We start from the raw sequence: 20,449 nt of genomic DNA on the forward strand, positions 1-20,449 counted from the left end.
TCGAAGTCCCCCGTGCCGAATCAACTTGGCACCAGGGAATCAGAACTCGCTAATTAGGTACAGACCCTAGCGACTCGACAAGTTGTTACAGCATAAAATGCTGATGAAGCTTCTGTGACAGGCGTTGTTCAAGCAGTAATGCTGAGAGGCTCGGGCGACTATCCACCCACGATCGCACTTGGGTAGCGACGGTTTGGATGTCGAGCGTGAAACTGAAGCAAGTCTATTTGACAGCGAACGATCCTGGACGCCTGGCCGAGTTCTACGAAGGCCTGGGTCTGAAGGTGCGCTTCGCTGACCCCGGCAAGTGGATCCAGTTCGTGAGCGATGCGGCTGCGTTCTGCGTCGCCGGACCGACGGAGTCGGTCTCGGACCAGCTGCAAGATGCCGTTCTTGTCTTCGATGTCGATGACCTCGAGGCCGCCATGGAGCGTGCCGCAGCCATGGGGGCGCAAGTCGGCGCAGTTCGGGACATGGCCAGTCACGGCCGTGCGGTGAAGGTGCGGGATCCGGGCGGCAACGTCATCCAGTTCTATCAAGCAGCCGGATAGCTCAGACGTTCACCGGGGGCAGCGCTGCATGCCCGGACTCACAACCAGACAAAGAGGGCGCATCCATCCCATGAATCCAAGGGTCGTAGCCATGCCGTCCGCAACACCGCCGCTGTCCGAAACGAGCCCACTCGATGCCGCAGCATTCCGCGCTGCAATGCGCAGCGTGCCGGGCACCGTGTCGATCGTCACGACAGGCCGGGCGCCGAACCGCCATGGTCTGACACTGACGGCGGGCTGCTCACTGTCGGCGGCTCCGCCCAGCGTGCTGGTTTGCGTCAATCGATCTGCCGGTGCGCACGACACCATTCTCAGCAGTCGGTCGTTCTGCTGGAATATTCTGGGGGTCGAGCATCGCGATCTGGCGCTCAAGTTTTCCGGGCAGGACGGCAGCAAGGGCGATATCCGCTTCGGCGACGGTTTGTGGTGCGATCTCAAAACCGGAGCACCGAGTCTGGTCGGCGCGGTCTGCAGCTTCGATTGCCGCGTGGTGAATGCTTACAGCGACAGTAGTCACACCATTTTCACCGGAGAAGTGGTGGCTCTGACCACGAGAGCCGGATGTGAGTCGCTCGTCTACATCGACGGATGTTTCGCCGCGCCAAAGGCGGTCTGAAACACAGACGACGTCAGGCGCCGCTACGTTTCCGCTACAGCCAAGATGGAACCGATCAGCATGCAAGGAAGACGAAGACTTTCCATCGCGCATCCATCAGCGGTCGGTCGCTGATGCTGTCGCTCTGGCTCAATGTCATCGCCGGCGGGGTGCTCATCGGACTGGTTTACGGGCTCGTCGCGCTCGGTCTCACGATCATCTTCGGCGTCATGCGCGTGGTCAATTTCGCTCATGGCGAGATGGTCGTGTTCGGGATCTACATCGGATACTGGACCGTTCGAATTTGGGACGTCCCGATCTTTCTAGCCGCTGCGGTCGCCGCGGTCGTCATGTTCGTGTTCGGCTATCTGCTGGAGACGCTCGTCGTGAAGCGGTTCGTCAATCGGCCGCATCATTATCAGTTTATCGTCTTCATCGGCCTCTCACTGCTTTTCAGCGGCGTATTGCTGATGTCGTTCGGTCCGGATCCGCGGCCGACGGCGTCTCAGCTGTCCTTCCAGACCGTGAGCGTGGGACCGCTCACCTTGGATTGGGCCCGCATCCAGGCGGCCGCTACGGCAGGCCTGCTAATCGCCGCACTGGGAGCCTATCTGAAGTACTCCGCATTCGGCCGATCGCTGCGGGGCGCCGCCAATAATCGACTCGGCGGACTGGTGGTCGGGCTTAATATCCCTCGGGTCTATGCGGTGACCTTCGGCATCGGAGCCGCCTGCGCTGGCGTCGCCGGCGCATTGATCTCGCCGCTGTTCGATGCGCAACCCTATCTCGCCGTCGACTTCACGCTGCTGGCCTTCGTGACGGTGATCGTCGGCGGTCTCGGCAGCTTCGGCGGCGCTCTTCTGGGCGGCCTGACGATCGGAGTCGCCGAAGCGATCGCGGCCTTGATGTTCACGCCGTCGATGAAAACTGCACTCCCTTACGCGCTCCTGATAATCATCCTGATTTTACGTCCGAGGGGGTTTTTCGGTGCAAAGGACATCTGATCAAGCCAGCGACACCAAGCGTTGGGGCGCCGGCGCTCTGGTCTTCGCCGCCCTGGCCATGGTGGGTGGCATGTCCAACGCCTACGTCATCTCGGTTCTGACGATCGTCCTGTTGTTCACCTTCCTGGGACAATCGTGGAACCTGATGCTCGGGATCGGCGGGCAGCTGTCCATCGGTCACGCGCTGTTCGTTGGAATCGGTGCGTATGCGGTGGCGATCCTGAACATCAAATACGGCGTCACCCCGTGGATCGGTCTGCTGCTGGGCGCGGTGATTGCGGGCTTCGTCGGCGCGGTGCTGGCGTGGCTGAGCTTCCGCTTCGAGGTCCGTGGCATCTATTTCGCGCTGCTCACGATCGCAGCCGCCGAATTCGCCCGGATCATGTTCGGCGGGTGGGACTATGTCGGCGGCATGCAGGGCCTGTTCTATCAGGCGCCGAGCGGCACGATGGACCTCGGGATGCTGCGCGGTGACGCGCGGTTTTACTACTTCGTCGCGCTCGCGCTTGCGGCCATCGGCGTCGCGGGAACGGAGCTGATCTCGCGGTCCTATTGGGGCTATGTCTGGCGGGCGATGCGGGACGACGACGAGGCCGCCCGCGCGCTGGGGGTGCGGACGTTTCGCCACAAGGTGCTGGTGGTCTCGATATCGGCCGCGACGGCCGCGATCGGCGGCGGCGTCCTGGGCCTGGTGCAGGGCGCGATCTTTCCGGATTCGATCATGGGCATGGCGATCTCGGTCGATGTCCTGATCGGCGCCGTGGTTGGCGGATTGGGCACTGCATTCGGCCCGCTGGTCGGCTCGATGGCCGCGATCCCGCTGCATCACGCCATGGGGGCGCTCGGCGACAGCCTGGGGCTCCCCGGACTGAACAGCGTCGCCTACGGGGCGGTGCTGATCCTGGTCGTGTGGTTTCTGCCCGACGGCATCTGGCCGGCGATCGTCCGGCTCTACGGGGCGATCCAGCTGCCGGCGCGCGGCCGGATCTCACAACTGCGGAAGGCCGAGGAATGACCGCGCTGCTCGAAGTGAAGAACTTGACCAAAGCGTTCGTTGGATTGGTCGCGGTCAATGACGTCAGCTTCTCACTGCAGGCAGGCCGCATCACCGCCCTGATCGGGCCGAACGGCGCCGGCAAGACCACCTGCTTCAATCTCGTCGCCGGGGCGCTGAGACCGACCGCCGGGCAGGTGTTGTTCGAGGGGTGTTCGCTCGAGCGCGAGCCGCCCGAAGCGGTGTGCCGCATGGGCATTGCGCGCACCTTCCAGATCGTCCGGCCGATGAAAGATATGTCGGTGCTCGAGAATGCCATGGTGGGCGCCTTCAGTTGGACGACGAACGTCAAGGAGGCGCGGGACAAGGCGTATGAGTCGCTCGAAAATGTCGGGCTCGCCGGCAAGGCGAATGCCCGGACGGATCAGTTGACGTTGCCCGATCGCAAGATGCTCGAGATGGCGAAGGCGCTCTCGACTCGCCCTAAGTTGCTGCTGCTCGACGAAGTGATGGCGGGGCTGCGTCCGACCGAAGCGGCCGGCGTCGTCGGCGTGCTGCACCGGCTCGCCGAGAGTGGACTGACGATCCTACTGGTCGAGCACGTGATGCGGATCGTGATGGAAGTGGCGTCGACCGTGGTGGTGCTTCACCACGGCGTCAAGATCGCCGAGGGCAAGCCGTCAGAGGTGGTAGCGGATCCTGCGGTGCTGGAAAGTTATCTGGGAGCCGGTTTCCATGCCTGACGACGCGCTTCTCGAAATCGACGACCTGTGCGTGGCCTATGACAGCTCCAATGCGCTGAACGGCGTGTCGCTCCGCATCGGCAAGGGTGAACTGATCTGCGTGGTCGGCGCCAACGGCGCCGGCAAGACCTCTCTGATCCGATCAATCGCGGGGATCGTGCCGTCGTCGCGCGGTTCCGTCAGGATCAACGGAGTCGAAATCTCGCGGCGACCGCCGTGGGACATCTGCGAAATGGGCATCGCTCAGGTCGCCGAGGGCCGCCAGATCTTCAGTGCGCTTTCCGTCGAGGACAATCTGCTGATCGGCGGCTCGCTGAAGCGGGCCAGGCACGACCTGGCAAATACGCTTGATTCCGTCTATCAGCTGTTCGGGCGACTTCGCGAGCGCCGCGACCAGCTCGCCGGCACGCTGTCCGGCGGCGAGCAACAGATGCTGGCGATCGGTCGGGCGATCATGTCGAAGCCAGAAATCGTGATGTTCGACGAGCCGTCGATCGGACTGTCGCCGGCGCTGACCGATGTGATGTTCGGCGTCGTCAAATCCCTTAACGAGCAGGGCATCACGGTCCTTCTCGTCGAGCAGAATGTCGCCAAGTCGCTCGCGATGAGCAGCCGCGGCTATGTGCTCGAGAACGGCTCCGTGGTGTTGCATGGATCTAGCCGCGATCTGCTCGAGAACCCCGATGTCCAGCGCGCCTATCTGGGATTGTGAGGCGCGCCGTCTCGGCGAGGCGTCGGGCGTTGCGGCTCTCGTCGCGCCGCCGTTCGGTCCACCGCTCCCCGGCTGTTGCAGCCGCCTCTCGCTTGGGTCTCATTGATGAACACTGCCACTTCTCTCCTGATCGAGCGTGATCAAGACCTGGTCACGATCACGATGAACCGGCCGCCGGCCAATGCGCTGAATGCGCAACTCATCGTCGAGTTGCTGGAGGCGATCCGGCGCCTTGCCGACGACGAGAATCCGCCCGGCATCGTGCTCACCGGAAGCGGCGACCGCTTCTTCAGCGCAGGCGGCGACATCAAGGAAGTCGTCGGGATCGACGTCGCGAGGCCGCGCATCCGGTTCTTCCACGAACTCCTCGTGGCGATGGAGAACTATCCGGGCCCGATCGTCTGCGCCGTCCGCGGCTATGCGGTCGGAGGCGCCCTGGAGTTTCTGCTGCATGCGGACTATGTTGTGGCCGATGCGGTGTGCAAGATTGGATTTCCGGAAATCAACCATGGCCTGCTGCCGGTGACCAAAGGCATGCGCCGGGCCGTCGAGAAGCTCGGCGTGCGGGCGGCGCAAGAGCTGCTCTACTGGGGCGAGCTCGTCGGCGCGGAGCGCGCCGTGGCGATCGGCGCCGTGAATGAGATCGTCCCGACCGAGGAGGTCGCGTCCCGTGCGCGAGACGTGTGCGGCGTGTTGCGGCAGAAAGACCGCAAGCTGTTCCATGCCATCAAGCGATCGCTCAACCTCACCGCGCAAATGAGCGATCAGGCGCTCGAAAAAATGACCGTGGCCGACCTCGATGCCTATGTCACAGCCGAGAGCTCAACCAACGCGCGTGCCAGATTTTTGTCGAAGAACAGTAAGGGCTGAGCCGATGACGCGCGGATATCCCGATCAGATCTATCTGGAGCAGATGAGCCACGAGGAAGTCGCCGCGGCGCTGGCCGATGGGTGCACGACGGTAGTGATCCCGCTGGGGGCCGTCGAGCAGCATGGGCCGCATTTGTCTTTGGGCATGGATGCGGATCATGCCGATGCTCTGGCCGAGCGGATCGCGCGCAGCCGCGGCAACACGCTGGTGGCGCCGACCATCACGGTCGGCTGCTCGTCTCACCATCTGCCATTCGCGGGTACGATCTCGCTACGGCCGGAGACGCTGGAAGCGATTTGTGTCGATTATTGCACAAGTCTGGCGCGGCACGGCTTCAAGCGTATCCTGATTCACTCGGGTCACATCGGCAATTTTCCGGTCCTGAAGGACATGCTCGGTCGCTTGCGCGAGGCCGTCCCCTCGGATGTCGAGATCCTGGCGTTCTTCGACTCGACGAAATGGATCGACACGTGGCGCGATGCGGTGCGCGAAGCCGGAGGAGACGTGTCGGCCGTCGGCGGGCACGCCGACATCGCCGAGACGTCGCTGATGATAGTCATTAGGCCCGACAGCGTCAGACCGGACCGCTTCGAGGTGGGCCATCTTGGCGGCTTGTCGGAGGCTGATCTCGAGCTGATGTGGAAGAACGGCATCCGATCGGTTTCGCAGAACGGCGTGATCGGAAGTCCGATCGGCTCGAGCTACGCCATCGGCGAAGCGTGCCTCGCGGCGGTCGCCGAGTTGCTGATCAAGACCTTCGATAGCGAGGCCGGAGCCGCTAGCGCCCGCCGTTGACGGTCAGCCCGTCCGCTGCGTGGCGAAGCTTCCCGGGGCGTCTGCCATGTTGCGAATGCTGACAGCATAAAATTCGGAAAGCGTTACTACGCAACGCGGCTTTCGGGCGAAAATATCGCCACGCCTATGAAACCCTGTGCCATCTCGCAAGCTAAAAGGATTGAGACATGGCACTTACGTTTGGGTTCTGGTCTGAACAGGAAACCCAGGTCGGCCACAGTTACTCGCGCAGGCTTCACGAACTGGTCGACGAAGTCCGTCTGGCCGAGAAGGTCGGCTTCGACTGCGTCGCGCTCTCCGAGCAGCACGTGGCACTGGGCGGGATCTCGAGCTCGGCGCCCGAAGTGGTGTTCGGCTATCTGGCCGCGGTGACGTCGCGCGTCAAGCTGCGCGCGGCGGTGACGCTGATGCCGCAGCGCATCAATCACGCCTTGCGTTCGGCCGAGCGGCTTGCCGTGACCGACATCCTGTCCAACGGCCGCATGGAATTCTACGGCGGCCGCGCCAACACCACCATCGCGATGCGGGCGTTCAACGTCGATCCGAACGAAACGCTGGCGCAGATGGAAGAAGGACTGGCGCTGCTGAAAACGGCGATGCGCCAGGACATTTTCACGTTTGACGGCAAGTACTACCAGATCCCTCCGCGCCAGCTGGTTCCGAAGCCGCTGCAGAAGCCGCATCCGGTGATCGGGATCGCGGCGACCAGCGAGCGCAGTCATCTCTGGGCGGCCTCGCAGGGCTTCGCCGTGATGAGCAGCAACATCTATCAGGGGTGGGAAGCTCAGCAGAAGCTGATCGACGCCTATCAAAAGAACTGGAAGTGCGACGCGGAGGGACCGCTGCAGCGTCCGCGTATCGGCATTCCGCTGTTCATCGGCATCGGGAAAACGGACGAGCAGGCCAAGGCAGATTATGCCGGCCCGCTAATGCACTATGCCAAGATCTCGACCGATGCCTATCCGCGTCTCGCGGCGATTGCCGACGACTACAAATACATGGGGGAGAGCGTGCCGTCGATGGAGCGCGCCGCCAACGACTGGGACTATCTGGTCAACGAGTCGGCCACGACGGTGTGCGGCAGCCCCGATACGGTCATTCGTCAGATCGAGAAGTTCGAGGCCATGGGTATCGACGAGGTGCTGCTGCACATGGACTCCGTCCCGCACGAAAAGATCATGGAGGCGATCGACATGGTCGGTCGCTACGTCATCCCGCATTTCAACGACGGGAACAATGTCGTGCGGCCGACCGAGGAGATCCTCGGGCAGATCCGGCTGATGCGGACCCAGAAGCAGTAATCGAACGGTGAAATCAATGTCGCAATACGGCTACAAGTACCTGATCGTCGAGCAGCGCGCCACTGGCGTCGCGATCGTCACGATGAACCGCCCGGAGATCCTCAACGCGATCAACTGGGAGATGCACGAGGAGCTCGAAGACGTCTTCGTCAAGCTGGATCACGACAGTTCTGTCAACGCGATCGTTCTCACCGGTGCGGGCCGCGGATTTTGCTCTGGTGGCGATCAGAAGTCGCTGGATAAGGGAACGCTGCCGTCCCCGACGCGCAGCGGTCGCCACCTCATCCGCAACATGCTGGAAGTCGAAGTGCCGATCGTCGCGGCCGTCAACGGTGTCGCGGTCGGCCTGGGTGCCACGCTCGCGCTGTTCTGCGACGTGATCTATGCGAGCTCGACAGCCCGTTTCGCCGACACGCACGTCAATGCCGGCGTCGTCGCGGGCGATGGCGGCGCGGTGATCTGGCCGCTGCTGATGGGGCCGGTACGCGCGAAGCACTATCTGATGACCGGCGAATTCATCTCCGCCGAGAAAGCGGCTGCTATCGGCATGATCAACGAGGTGGTCGCAGACGGCAACGTTCTCGATGCCGCGATCGAATACGCCGAACTGCTGGCAAGCGGGCCGAAGGAATCGATCGTGTGGACCAAGTACAGCGTCAACAAGATCATCAAGCAGTACGCCCACCTGCTGCTCGACACCTCTGCGGCGCTGGAGATGTTGACGTTCAAGTCGCCCGAGCGGGCCGAGGCGGTTGCCGCATTCGCAGCCAAGCGCAAGCGTTTCGCGGAGCGCTGAGATGAACGTCGCTGAAATGACATCCGGCGCCCAGTTGGCGGATACGACCGTCGTGCAGCTTTTGGCCGCGCGACTCGCGGAGCGGCCCGACAAGATCGCCTTGCAACAAAAGCGTCACGGCGCCTGGACCGCCATGACGTGGGGCGCCTATGCGCAGCGTGTCGTGAACCTGGCCAGCGCGCTGAGGCGTGCTGGTCTCGAGCGCGGCGATCGGGTCGCGATCATGGGCGATTCGTCCGAGGAATGGCTGATCGCGGACATGGCCACGATGTGCGCCGGCGGCGTCATGGTGGGCGTGTACTTCACCTCGTCACCCGAAGAAGTGGCTTACTGCTTCACGGATTCAGGCGCGAAGTTCGCGTTCGTCGGCGGGGAGCCGCAGCTTCGCATCGTGCTCGCCTCCGGTCGGGCCGAGCAGCTCCGCGGCATCATCGTGCTCGACCTGGATTGGACCGGCGAGGCCTCGGCGTCGATCAAGTCGCTGGCCGACTTTGTTGGAGCACTCGATGTCGATGCGCATGACTATCTGCAGAAGGAGAGCGCGACAGCAAAGGCGGCCGATGTCGTCAGCATCGGCTATACGTCCGGGACGACCGGAAACCCCAAAGGCGCCATGCTGACGCACCTTTCCGTTCTCGCCGGCGTTCATTGCATCACCCTGTTCGGCCCCAGCATGCGCGAAGAGGAGCACCGGGTGGTCGTGCATTTGCCGATGTCGCACACCGTGGCGCGCGGGCAGGCGACCACGTTGCCGCTGATCGCCGACGCAGTTCCATATTTCGGCGAGACGACCGCGGATTTCGCCCCGACGATCAAAGAGGTGAAGCCGACCTACTATATGGCGCCGCCGCGGTTCTACCAGCGCTTTGCGACACAGATCCTCAGCAAGGTGCATCCCGCCGGGGAAGCGGGAGATCAGAACTACACGCTCGCCATGACGATCGCGCGCAGGGCGCTCGAAGACCGTCAGCGCGGCCACGAGGATGCCTTCGTCTCGAAACTGTTCGCGGCCTGCCGCGAGCAAGTGTTCCTACCGCTGCTCGCGGAGGTCGGTTTCGACGAGCTGAAGGTCGCGTTCACCTCATCGGCGGCGATGCCGTCCGAGCTGATGTCGCTGTGGCAGTTGTGGGGCTTGCAGCTCAAGGAGTGCTACGGCCAGACCGAACTGGTCGGTGCCAATCTGGTTCAGATGGCGGAGTGGCCGAAGGCCGGCAACGTCGGGGTCCCTCTGCCGGATCCGGCCTGGGAAACCGCCGTGCTCCAGGACGGCGAGATGATCGTCCGTGGACCGGGATTGTTCGCGGGCTATTGGAACAAGCCGGACGAGACGAAAGCGGCGCTTCGCGACGGCTGGCTCTACACCGGCGACATCGTCGAAGTGTCGCCGGAAGGAACCTTCAAGCTTGTCGACCGGAAGAAGGAGATCATCAACACGTCGAACGGCAAATCGATCAGCCCGACTCAGATCGAAAACGAGCTGAGGCACAGCCCGTTCATCTCCGAGGCGGCTGTGATCGGCGAGGGGCGAAAATATCTCACCGCCCTGATCGAAGTGGATGCCACCGCCACAATGGACTGGGCGAAATCGCGCGACGACAAGATCGCGAGTTACGCGGACCTGGCAGGCTCCGAGATCGTCAACCGGCTGATCGAGGCGGAGATCGGCAAGGCCAACGGAAGGCTGGCGCGAGCCGAGCAGATCAAGGCGTTCCGCATTCTGCCGGAGGAGCTGTCGCTCGAGAACGGCGTGATGACGCCGACGCGGAAGAAGCGTCGCAAGCAGATCAACGAGCGCTATCAGTCGCTGATCGCGTCGCTCTACGACGAATCCGAGGAGAAATTGATCAAGGCCGAGATGGGCCTTTGACGTCGGCGGTCGCTCCTCAAACGTACGAAACCACTAGTCGAGAAAGATTTCACCCCTTAGCAACAGGACATTGAGATGACCAAGCGAAGCGGAATCACGCGGCGGACGATTGTAGGAAGCGGATTGGGAATTGCGGCAGGCCTGGTATCTAGGCCATCGTTTGCGGCGAACACGAAGGTGAAGGTGGGAGCGATCATGCCCAGCAGCGGCGTGCTGGCGTTTCCCGGTCAAGCCTGCGTGCGCGGCATCGATCTCGGCGTCAAATTCGCGCGTGAGAAGTTCGGCCTCGACATCGAGATGGTTCACGCCGATACGCAAAGCCGTCCGGAGAACGGTCGGATTGCCGCCGAGAGCCTGATCCGGCAGGGCTGCACCGTGCTGATCGGCGCGTGGGATTCCGGCGCCACCATTTCGGCGTTGCAGGCCTGCGAGGCCGCCAAGGTGCCCATGGTGGTCCACATCGCGAGCGCTACCCAGGTGACTTCGCAGGGCTTCACCCAGGTGTTCCGCTATTATCCCACGTCGCTGACCATCGTGCGGCAATCGCTGACCGAGCTGAAGTCCGTGCTCGGCACGCTGAAGGATCCGCCGAGCAGCGCGGTCGTTCTCCATCTCAACAACACGATGGGGCAGTCGACGGCGGCCAGCATCGATCAGGCGTGGAAGGAAGTGGATGTTCCGCTCAAGATCGCGCAGTACATTGCCTATGACGAGAAAGCGAAGGATCTGTCGGTAGAGGTCGCCAAGGCGAAAGCGTCGGGTGCCGATGCTTTGATCTCGGTCACGCGCGTCAACGACGCGATCATGATCGCGCGCGAATGCATCAAGCAGGGCTGGGACCCAAAGATGGTGTTTTCGCCCAACTCCAACGGCGTGTCGGACAAGGCGTATCACGACGCGCTCGGAAAGTATGGTGACGGTCCGATTCTGTCGGCGTTGTGGCTCAATCCCAAGGGCGCCCAGACCGACAAGATCGTGAAGATGTTCGCGGCCGACTACCCGAATGACTGGTTCGATGCCAATGCGGGCTGCGCGTTCGAGGCGGTGCAGATCGTCGCAGACGCCGTGACGCGGGCGGCGTCGCCGGAGTCGGCGGCGATTCACGGCGCGCTCAAGAAGACCGACATGAAACCGATCCTGATGTACGGCGACAACACCAAGTTCGACGAGACCGGCCAGAACATCCACTGTTCGATGGTGATGCTGCAGGGTTTGAAAGGCAGGCCGCGGGTGGTGGCTCCAAAGGCCATTGCGGAAGCGTCGCTCGAGTATCCGCTTGCGCCTTACAGCAAACGCTGACGTCGTTACGGGCGGCCCCACGAAAGCGTCGTGGGGGCGCGGTCGTCAAAGGCTCAGGCAGGGACGTGCGAACTAGGGCAAACCGTCCGAATTGATCAGGCGCGACCGCTCGGCAAGGAAGCGGCGGGGGCTCTTTCCCATCGTCTTCTTGAACATCGTGATGAACGCGCTGGGCGTTTCGTAGCCCAGTTCGAGCGACACAGCCTGGACCGAAGTGCCCGCCGTGAGGCGTTGCATGGCGATCAGAATGTGGAGACGCTGGCGCCAGCGCCCGAAGGTCATCCCTGTTTCCTTGGCGATGAAGCGTGCGAACGTACTCTCGCTCATCGCGTAGCGCGAGGCGACTTCGTCCATCGTGCTGCGGTCGCCCGGATTATTCAACAAGGAGGTCGCGAGGTGTTGAAGACGGGTGTCGGGGGAGATCGGCAGATACATTTCATCCGTTGTCGGCATCTGCACGAGTTCGTCGAGCAAAACGCGGCCGAGACGGCTGGTTGGTCCTTCCAGCGGATAGAGCGGTGGGAACACCGAGAGACGGTGGATCAATTCGCGCACCAGCGACGTGATCATCAGCGTGCAGCAGGTCCGCGGCAGCATGCTGACCTGCGGATCGATGAACACGGTGTAGAGTTTGCCGAAATCGGCCACGCAATTGCTGTGCTGCACGCCGGCCGGGATCCATACCGCGCCTTGCGGAGGCACGATCCACAAGCCGCCAGGCGCCCGGCACATCACCGAGCCATGAGATGCGACGACCAATTGGCCTTTGCGGTGTGAGTGCAGCGGCAGATCGTCGTTGTCTTTGCTGGTTTCGAGACAGAATGAAGTGACGGGACGATCGAACTGATCCGGATCGACAGGATCATAGTTGATCCGAAGATCGGGCAGATCCATTCGCGCAAATTCGCGATCGAACTCGGTCTCGGGCGGCATTTCAATCCTGCCAATTCGTCAAGTCGGTCAAGCTTTGATGCAGATCCTGCTGCTAGCCGAGGTTAGCTGTTTTGAAAGGTCAGGTCACTAGTCGCGGCGAGCCGTCGAGTTCGCTGATCTGCGACAAGATGCCCGCTACTGCGGCGTGAGCGCTGAGCGATGCGGCATGCTGCGCCTTGACCAAGCGGGAGCACCTGTCAGGCGGCCGACGGCTCGATCACTCGCCCGATTAAACCAACAGCAGAGAATGCTGCAATGCGAGCCTCGGCGTCCCGCCGGAGCCGGGCAATCCATCGGAACGCGGCCGTATTCAGCAGCACGTGCCATAGCACCCGATGCTACCAAGTGCGGGCTTTCGAGGAGCCCGACGCATGACTGCACACATCGATCCGCCACGCAAGGCCGTCAACGCCGATCAGGATGCGGTCGAAACCGCCGATTGGCTCGCCTCGCTTGGATCGCTCCACCACAGCGCCGGTGCCGAGCGCGTGCGATACATCCTGGCTGCGCTCGATCGGCGTGCGAAGGAGCTCGGCGTTCTGCTGGACTCTCCGCCGTTCTCGCCCTATCGAAATTCGATTCCGCTTGAGCAGCAGAAGCCCTACCCCGGCGACATCGCGATCGAGACCCGCCTGACGGCAATCATTCGCTGGAACGCGCTCGCGATGGTGGTCCGTGCCAACAAGGCCTATGGGGAACTCGGCGGGCACGTCGCCAGCTACGCCTCGGCGGCAGAGATCTTCGAAGTCGGTTTCAATCATTTCTTTCGCGCGTCAAGCTCCGAGTCGGAGGGGGACTTGGTGTATTTCCAGCCGCATTCGTCTCCTGGAGTCTATGCACGAGCGTATCTCGAAGGCCGATTGTCGGACGAAAATTTGAAGCTGTATCGCCAGGAACTGAGTGGCCCCGGTCTGTCGTCCTATCCGCATCCCTGGCTGATGCCAGAGTTCTGGCAGGTGCCGTCGGCGTCGATGGGCCTCGGCCCGATCAGCGCGATCTACCAGGCGCGGTTCATGAAGTATCTGCAGCATCGCGGCCTGGTGCAGACGGCTGGTCGTCACGTCTGGGGTGTGTTCGGCGACGGCGAGATGGACGAGCCGGAATCGATCGCCGGGCTCGCCCTGGCGGCACGGGAAAATCTCGACAACCTCACCTTCGTCGTCAATTGCAACCTGCAGCGCCTGGATGGGCCGGTCCGCGGCAACGGGCAGGTGATTCAGGAACTCGAATCACTTTTCCAGGGCGCCGGCTGGAACGTCATCAAGGTGCTGTGGGGATCGGACTGGGACGATATCTTCGCGCGCGATATCAAGCATGCGCTGCTGCGCAAATTCGCCGACACCGTCGATGGCAAATATCAGACGCTCGGCGCCAAGGATGGGGCCTACAACCTCGCCAACTTCTTCAGCGAGGATCCCGAGGTCCGGGCGCTAGTTGCGCACATGTCGGACGCGGATATCGACGGCCTGAAGCGCGGTGGCCACGACTTCAAGAAGCTGTTCGCGGCCTTTGCCGCCGCGAAGGACATTAAGGGTCGGCCGACCGTCATTCTGGCGAAGACCAAGAAGGGCTACGGCATGGGCGGCGCCGGCGAGTCGCGCATGACGTCGCACCAGGCCAAGAAGCTCGACGTCGACGCGCTGTATGCGTTCCGCGACCGGTTCGCCCTGCCGCTCAGCAACAAACAAGTCGAGGATCTGGAATTCTTCAGGCCTGCGGAAGACAGCGCGGAAATTCAGTACCTACGCGCCCGTCGCGCGGCACTCGGTGGGTACATGCCGGCGCGGCGACGCGCTTCGGCGGCGCTGCCAGTGCCGCCGCTGCAAACCTACGCGGAGTTCGCGCTGCGCGGCGACGGCAAGGAGACGTCGACCACGATGGCGATCGTGCGGCTGTTCACCAATTTGCTCAAGGACAAAACGCTCGGCCCGCGCATCGTTCCGATCGTCGCCGACGAAGCCCGCACCTTCGGAATGGCGAACCTGTTCAGACAGGTCGGCATCTACTCGCCGGCGGGACAGCTCTACGAGCCGGAAGATGCCGGTTCGATGCTGTACTACAAGGAAGCGATCGACGGTCAATTGCTGGAGGAGGGGATCACCGAGGCGGGGGCGATTTCGTCATGGACCGCGGCGGCGACCTCCTACAGCATCCATAACTTCCCGTTGCTGCCGTTCTATATCTACTATTCGATGTTCGGCTTTCAGCGGGTCGGCGATCTGATCTGGGCGGCGGCGGACCAGCGCGCGCGTGGCTTTTTGATCGGGGCGACGGCCGGCCGGACGACGCTCGGCGGCGAAGGCTTGCAGCATCAGGACGGGTCCAGCCATCTGATGGCGGCGACCGTTCCGAACTGCCGGGCCTACGATCCGGCATTCTCCTACGAGGTGGCCGTCATCGTCGATCACGGCATGCGGTCGATGCTCGAGCAGGGCAACGACGAGTTCTATTACCTCACGGCGATGAACGAGAACTATGCGCAGCCCTCGATGCCCGACGATGCACGCGACGGCATCATCAAGGGTCTCTATCGGGTTCTGCCGAGCGCTGACGGGCCGGCGAAGATCAGGCTGGTCGGCTCGGGCGCCATTCTCCCGGAGGCGCTCGCCGCCGCAGCGATGCTGCAAAGCGAATGGAAAGTGGCCTGTGAAGTCTGGTCGGCAACGAGCTTTTCCGAGCTGGCGCGGGAGGCGCGCGATGTGGAGCGAACTAATCGGCTCTCGCCGCTGTCGACCCCGGTCGAGACCCACGTCGTACAATGCCTCGGCGGCAAGGTGCCGATCGTCGCGGCATCGGATTATGTCCGGGCGTATCCGCAACTGATCGGTTCTTACATCGAGGCGCCCTATACGGTTCTGGGCACCGACGGCTTCGGGCGCAGCGATACACGCGCCGCGCTGAGATCGTTCTTCGAGGTCGATCGCAAGCAGATCGTCGTTGCGGCGCTGTCGGCACTGGCAAAATTGGGTCAAGTGGCGCGTGAGCAGGTCGCCGAAGCCATCGCCAGCTACGAATTGCCGACCGGCGTTGCATCGCCTTGGTCGCGCTGAGAGAGGGCGAAGCGCGCATGTCTCGTTCAATTGAAGTCGTTCTGCCAGATATTGGGGACTACAAGGATGTCCCGGTAGTCGAAATCAATGTGTCGGTCGGCGACGAGGTCACGATCGACATGCCGTTGCTGTCGATCGAGTCCGACAAGGCGACGATGGAGGTGCCATCCCCAGCCGCAGGCACGGTGGCCAAACTGATGATCGACGTCGGGGTGCGGGTTTCTCAAGGTTCGGTTCTGATGGTCCTCGAAGGTCGCGGCGAATCCACCGCGCCTCCGCCGGCGACTGCGTCGGCACCGCTGGTCGAGCAACGGATCTCGCAGCAGGAGGCGCTGTCACGGCCGGCGCCCGCGGCTCCAGTCGATGACTCGCGAGCACGTGCACAGCAGCCGCAGCCTAGCGGGGCGGCGCATGCATCGCCGTCGGTCCGCGCTTTGGCGCGTGAGCTCGGCGTGACGCTGGACTGTGTCGTGCCCACAGGCCCCAAGGGCCGGATTTTGCGCGAGAATGTGGCGGCCTTCGTCAACGGACTGGTGCGATCGAGACCGGCGATGGCGCCTGAGCCCGGCGCCCCGGTCGATTGGCCCAAGGTGGATTTCGAGAGGTACGGCGCGGTCGAGCGCCTGCCGCTGACACGGATCCAGAAGCTGACCGGTACGAACCTCTCGCGCAACTGGAGCGTCATTCCCCATGTAACGAATTTCGACAGAGCGGATGTGACCGACGCCGAAGCCTTTCGTCAGCTCGCCAATGCCGAGGCCGCGAAGGACACGGCGAAGCTCACCATGGTGTCGCTGCTGATCAAGGCCGCGGCCTTGGCGCTGCAGAAATACCCGCGCTTCAATTCGTCGCTCGATGGCGATGAGTTGATCCTCAAGCACTACGTCCACATCGGCGTCGCTGTCGACACGCCGAGAGGTCTGGTCGTGCCGGTGATCCGGGACTGCGATAAGAAGGGCCTTCGGCAGATTGCCGCGGAGATGCGCTCGCTCGCCGACAAGGCGCACGCGGGGCAGCTCGTGTCGGGCGATATGCAGGGCGGCTGTTTCTCGGTGTCGTCTCTCGGCGGCATCGGCGGTCAGGGATTTACGCCCATTATCAACGCACCCGAGGTGGCGATCCTCGGCGCCGGGCGGGCCGCCACCGAGGCGGTCTGGAACGGCGGCGAGTTTGAACCGCGCCTCATCCTTCCGATGAGTCTGTCGTGGGATCACCGGGTCGTCGACGGCGTGGCTGGGGCCCGGTTCCTGGGCTTCGTCGCGTCGGTGCTCTCCGATCTGCGGCGCTTCGCATTGTGAGGACGCAGATGCGGACAGAGGAAATCCGGGTCCCCGACATCGGGGATTTCCGAGACGTCGAAGTCGTCGAGGTCCACGTCAGGGCGGGCGACGTCGTCGTGCGGGAACAGTCGTTGATCACAGTGGAATCCGACAAGGCCACGCTGGAGATTCCGTCGCCGATCGCAGGGGTGACCACGAGCATGTCGCTGCGTGTTGGAGACAAGGTGTCTCAAGGCTCCATGATTGGCACGGCGTCGGCGTCGGACGAAGCGGGCGCGCAAGGCGAGACGATCTCGGCGGATCAGGATGTTGGCCAGCGCGCAACAGATTATACGCGCTACGATCTTGTCGTGATCGGAGGCGGGCCGGGCGGCTATTCAGCAGCGTTTCGGGCCGCAGACCTTGGACTGAACACCGCGATCGTCGAACGATACGGCACCTTGGGCGGAGTTTGCCTGAACGTTGGATGTATCCCGTCGAAGGCGCTGCTTCATGTTGCGGCCGCCAAGGAGGAAGCCGAACGGATCGCGGACAAGGGCATTCGCTTCGCCGCGCCGCAGATCGATCTGCAGGAGCTGCGCGCCTTCAAGCACGGCACCGTCAAGAAGCTGACGGATGGGCTGAGCCAGATGGCGGCAGCGCGCCGCGTCACGGTGATCCGCGGCATCGCGAAATTCGCCTCCGCCATGCGGCTCGAGATTGTCGGTGAGGGGGCAGGCTCGCAGCAAATTGAATTTGGTCAATGCATCATCGCCACGGGCTCGCGCGCGGTGCAGCTGGCGGTGCTTCCCAAGGACGAGCGGGTCGTGACCTCGACCGGCGCGCTCGCGCTGCGAAGCATTCCGGGCCGCATGCTCGTGATCGGAGCGGGGATCATCGGGCTGGAGATGGCGACCGTCTACAGCTCGCTCGGCGCCAAGATCAATCTTGTCGAAAGGCTTCCCGATATCCTGGCGGGCGTGGATGCCGACGCGGTGAAGATCTGGCGTTCACGCAACGCGCATCGCTTCGAGCATATCGACGTCGCAAGCAGCGTATCAACCGCCGAAATCACGCCGGACGGCGTGAGGGTCGGTACCACAGGCGCATCGGTACGGACACGATCGTACGATTTGGTGTTGCAATCGGCCGGCCGTGTTCCCAACAGTAGCGAGCTCGGCCTCGAACGGATCGACGTTGCCATCGATTCGAACGGCTTCATTCAGGTCGACGAGCAGATGAGAACGACGGCGCGCAACGTCTTCGCCATCGGCGACGTCGTCGGCGGTTCGATGCTGGCGCACAAGGCCGTTCACGAGGGGCACGTCGCCGCGGAAGTAGCTGCCGGGAAGCCGGCGGCCTTTACCGCGACGATCGTCCCCAATGTCGCCTACACCGATCCTGAGATCGCCTGGGTCGGCAAGTCCGAGCGTGATGTCGCCGAATCCGGACGGAAGATCCGTTCGGCAAAATTCCCATGGGCCGCGTCCGGCCGGGCCATCGCGTCGGGCGCGTCCTATGGCATGACGAAGCTGCTGTTCGACGCCGAAACCGGTCGCATCGTCGGGGGCGTGATCGTCGGACCGCATGCCGGCGATATGATCGGGGAAATCTGTCTCGCTATCGAAATGGGGGCTGACGCGATCGATATCGGAAAGACCATTCACCCGCATCCGACCCTCGGCGAGACGATCGGCATGGCTGCCGAAGTCCATGAGGGCATTTGCACCGACCTGCCTCCAATCGCCAGAAAGCGGTAGATCAGTTGGCCCAATCGATGTCCGTTATCGAGGCCCTTGAACAACGTCGCGCCGGCGCCAAGCTCGGCGGCGGCGAGAAGCGCATCGACGCGCAGCATGCGCGCGGCCGCCTCACCGCGCGGGAGCGGATCGATCTGCTGCTCGACAAGCATTCGTTCGAGGAGATGGACATGTTCGTCCAGCACCGCTCGACCGAATTCGGGATGGAGAAGACCAAGATTCCGGGAGACGGCGTGGTCACCGGCTGGGGCACCGTCAACGGCCGCAAAACCTTTGTCTTCGCCAAAGACTTCACGGTGTTCGGCGGTTCGCTGTCGGAGACCCACGCTCTGAAAATTACAAAATTGCAGGACATGGCGATGAAGGCGCGCGCGCCCATCATCGGCCTCTACGACGCGGGCGGCGCCCGCATCCAGGAAGGCGTGGCCGCGCTCGCCGGCTATTCCTACGTGTTCCGCCGCAACGTGCTCGCCTCGGGCGTGATCCCGCAGATATCGGCGATCATGGGCCCCTGTGCCGGCGGCGACGTCTATTCGCCAGCGATGACCGACTTCATCTTCATGGTGAAGAATACCAGTTACATGTTCGTCACCGGCCCCGACGTCGTGAAGACCGTGACCAACGAGGTGGTTACGGCGGAAGAACTCGGCGGCGCCTCGGTGCACGCCACGCGCTCCTCGATCGCGGACGGTGCGTTCGAGAACGACGTCGAGACGCTGTTGCAGATGCGGCGGCTGATCGACTTCCTGCCGTCCAACAACACAGACGGCGTGCCGGAATGGCCGAGCTTCGACGACATCGAGCGGGTCGACATGTCCCTGGACACGCTGATCCCCGACAATCCGAACAAGCCCTACGACATGAAGGAGCTGATCCTGAAAGTCGTGGACGAAGGCGATTTCTTCGAGATCGCGGAGAGCTTTGCCAAGAACATCGTCACGGGTTTCGGCCGCATCGCCGGCCGCACCGTCGGCTTCGTCGCCAACCAGCCGATGGTGCTGGCCGGCGTGCTCGACAGCGACGCATCGCGCAAGGCGGCGCGCTTCGTTCGTTTCTGCGACGCCTTCAACATCCCGATCGTGACCTTCGTCGACGTGCCGGGCTTCCTGCCGGGCACCGCGCAGGAATATGGCGGCCTGATCAAGCACGGCGCGAAACTCCTGTTCGCCTATTCGCAATGCACCGTGCCGCTCGTGACCATCATCACGCGCAAGGCCTATGGCGGCGCCTTCGACGTCATGGCCTCCAAGGAGATCGGCGCCGACATGAACTACGCCTGGCCGACCGCGCAGATCGCGGTGATGGGTGCCAAGGGTGCGGTCGAGATCATCTTCCGCAGCGACATCGGCGACCCCGACAAGATCGCGGCCCGCACCAAGGAATACGAAGATCGCTTCCTGTCACCCTTCATCGCCGCCGAGCGCGGCTATATCGACGACGTCATCATGCCGCATGCAACGAGGCGCCGCATCGCACGGGCGCTGGCCATGCTGGGTGACAAGAAGATGGAAATTCCGGCCAAGAAGCACGACAACATTCCGTTGTAGGAAGAGCTGTGTTCAAGAAGATTCTGATCGCCAATCGCGGCGAAATCGCCTGCCGGGTCATCAAGACCGCTCGCCGCATGGGAGTTCAGACGGTCGCGGTCTACTCCGAGGCCGACCGCGACGCTCTCCATGTCGAGATGGCCGACGAGGCCGTGCTGATCGGCCCGCCGGCTGCGGCCGAGAGTTATCTGGTGATCGAGAAGATCGTGGAGGCCTGCCGCAAGACGGGCGCGCAGGCCGTACATCCCGGTTACGGCTTCCTGTCCGAGCGCGAGGCGTTTCCGCGCGCGCTGGAGGCGGCCGGCATCGTCTTCATCGGCCCCAACCCGGGCGCGATCGCGGCGATGGGCGACAAGATCGAATCCAAAAGGG

General features: G+C 63.0%; 18 protein-coding genes. 17 read left to right on the forward strand and 1 reads right to left on the reverse strand.

Features of this window, described 5'->3' with window-relative positions:
* Nucleotides 1-197 precede the first annotated feature (197 nt).
* The 12 genes from IVB13_RS29910 (at nt 198) to IVB13_RS29965 (ending at nt 11,528) form a co-directional block, all read left to right on the forward strand.
* Entirely contained in the window at nt 198-551 is a 354-nt protein-coding gene (locus IVB13_RS29910) for a VOC family protein (protein WP_007594462.1), read from the forward strand.
* Nucleotides 552-708: 157 nt separating this feature from the next.
* Entirely contained in the window at nt 709-1,167 is a 459-nt protein-coding gene (locus IVB13_RS29915; protein WP_247385689.1) for a flavin reductase family protein, read from the forward strand.
* Nucleotides 1,168-1,280: 113 nt separating this feature from the next.
* On the forward strand, nt 1,281-2,150 hold the full coding sequence (locus IVB13_RS29920) for a branched-chain amino acid ABC transporter permease (protein WP_148754989.1): 870 nt from the start codon (nt 1,281-1,283) through the stop codon (nt 2,148-2,150).
* The gene (locus IVB13_RS29925; protein ID WP_247385688.1) at nt 2,134-3,165 is read left to right on the forward strand and encodes a branched-chain amino acid ABC transporter permease; all 1,032 of its coding nucleotides are present in this window, start codon (nt 2,134-2,136) and stop codon (nt 3,163-3,165) included. The genes IVB13_RS29920 and IVB13_RS29925 overlap by 17 nt, the downstream gene beginning before the upstream one ends.
* Nucleotides 3,162-3,887, forward strand: coding sequence for an ABC transporter ATP-binding protein (locus tag IVB13_RS29930; RefSeq protein WP_007594457.1), 726 nt, complete (start codon nt 3,162-3,164; stop codon nt 3,885-3,887). Before IVB13_RS29925 ends, IVB13_RS29930 begins: the two co-directional genes overlap by 4 nt.
* Nucleotides 3,880-4,599 (forward strand): ABC transporter ATP-binding protein, encoded by a 720-nt coding sequence (locus tag IVB13_RS29935; protein WP_247385687.1) that lies wholly within the window; start codon nt 3,880-3,882, stop codon nt 4,597-4,599. The genes IVB13_RS29930 and IVB13_RS29935 overlap by 8 nt, the downstream gene beginning before the upstream one ends.
* A gap of 105 nt (nt 4,600-4,704) precedes the next feature.
* Nucleotides 4,705-5,469 (forward strand): enoyl-CoA hydratase/isomerase family protein, encoded by a 765-nt coding sequence (locus IVB13_RS29940; RefSeq protein ID WP_148754957.1) that lies wholly within the window; start codon nt 4,705-4,707, stop codon nt 5,467-5,469.
* A gap of 4 nt (nt 5,470-5,473) precedes the next feature.
* Entirely contained in the window at nt 5,474-6,265 is a 792-nt protein-coding gene (locus IVB13_RS29945) for a creatininase family protein (RefSeq protein ID WP_247491055.1), read from the forward strand.
* Between the two features lie 167 nt (nt 6,266-6,432).
* Nucleotides 6,433-7,566, forward strand: coding sequence for an LLM class flavin-dependent oxidoreductase (locus IVB13_RS29950; RefSeq protein WP_007594451.1), 1,134 nt, complete (start codon nt 6,433-6,435; stop codon nt 7,564-7,566).
* A gap of 16 nt (nt 7,567-7,582) precedes the next feature.
* Nucleotides 7,583-8,362 carry an enoyl-CoA hydratase-related protein gene (locus tag IVB13_RS29955; RefSeq protein WP_007594449.1) on the forward strand — a complete coding sequence of 260 codons (780 nt, stop codon included), beginning with the start codon at nt 7,583-7,585 and terminating at the stop codon, nt 8,360-8,362.
* A 1-nt stretch (nt 8,363) separates the two neighbouring features.
* Nucleotides 8,364-10,229 (forward strand): AMP-binding protein, encoded by a 1,866-nt coding sequence (locus IVB13_RS29960; RefSeq protein ID WP_247385686.1) that lies wholly within the window; start codon nt 8,364-8,366, stop codon nt 10,227-10,229.
* A 75-nt stretch (nt 10,230-10,304) separates the two neighbouring features.
* Complete coding sequence (locus IVB13_RS29965) at nt 10,305-11,528, forward strand: ABC transporter substrate-binding protein (protein ID WP_256465038.1); 1,224 nt, start codon at nt 10,305-10,307, stop codon at nt 11,526-11,528.
* Nucleotides 11,529-11,600: 72 nt separating this feature from the next.
* Here IVB13_RS29965 and IVB13_RS29970 read toward each other — a convergent pair whose 3' ends face one another.
* Nucleotides 11,601-12,461 (reverse strand): helix-turn-helix transcriptional regulator, encoded by an 861-nt coding sequence (locus tag IVB13_RS29970; RefSeq protein WP_247385684.1) that lies wholly within the window; start codon nt 12,459-12,461, stop codon nt 11,601-11,603.
* Between the two features lie 371 nt (nt 12,462-12,832).
* Between IVB13_RS29970 and mdeB the strand changes: the two genes are divergently transcribed.
* From mdeB to IVB13_RS29995, 5 genes are all read left to right on the forward strand, one after another.
* Complete coding sequence (mdeB, locus tag IVB13_RS29975) at nt 12,833-15,511, forward strand: alpha-ketoglutarate dehydrogenase (RefSeq protein WP_247385683.1); 2,679 nt, start codon at nt 12,833-12,835, stop codon at nt 15,509-15,511.
* Between the two features lie 17 nt (nt 15,512-15,528).
* Complete coding sequence (locus IVB13_RS29980) at nt 15,529-16,809, forward strand: 2-oxo acid dehydrogenase subunit E2 (RefSeq protein ID WP_247491058.1); 1,281 nt, start codon at nt 15,529-15,531, stop codon at nt 16,807-16,809.
* A gap of 8 nt (nt 16,810-16,817) precedes the next feature.
* On the forward strand, nt 16,818-18,530 hold the full coding sequence (lpdA, locus tag IVB13_RS29985; RefSeq protein WP_247491059.1) for a dihydrolipoyl dehydrogenase: 1,713 nt from the start codon (nt 16,818-16,820) through the stop codon (nt 18,528-18,530).
* A 17-nt stretch (nt 18,531-18,547) separates the two neighbouring features.
* The gene (locus IVB13_RS29990; RefSeq protein ID WP_219679306.1) at nt 18,548-20,077 is read left to right on the forward strand and encodes an acyl-CoA carboxylase subunit beta; all 1,530 of its coding nucleotides are present in this window, start codon (nt 18,548-18,550) and stop codon (nt 20,075-20,077) included.
* Nucleotides 20,078-20,085: 8 nt separating this feature from the next.
* A partial coding sequence (locus IVB13_RS29995) for a biotin carboxylase N-terminal domain-containing protein (RefSeq protein WP_346732288.1) occupies nt 20,086-20,449 on the forward strand: 364 nt, incomplete at its 3' end.

The sequence above is a fragment of the Bradyrhizobium sp. 17 genome (assembly GCF_023073515.1).
Taxonomy (GTDB): domain Bacteria; phylum Pseudomonadota; class Alphaproteobacteria; order Rhizobiales; family Xanthobacteraceae; genus Bradyrhizobium; species Bradyrhizobium canariense_D.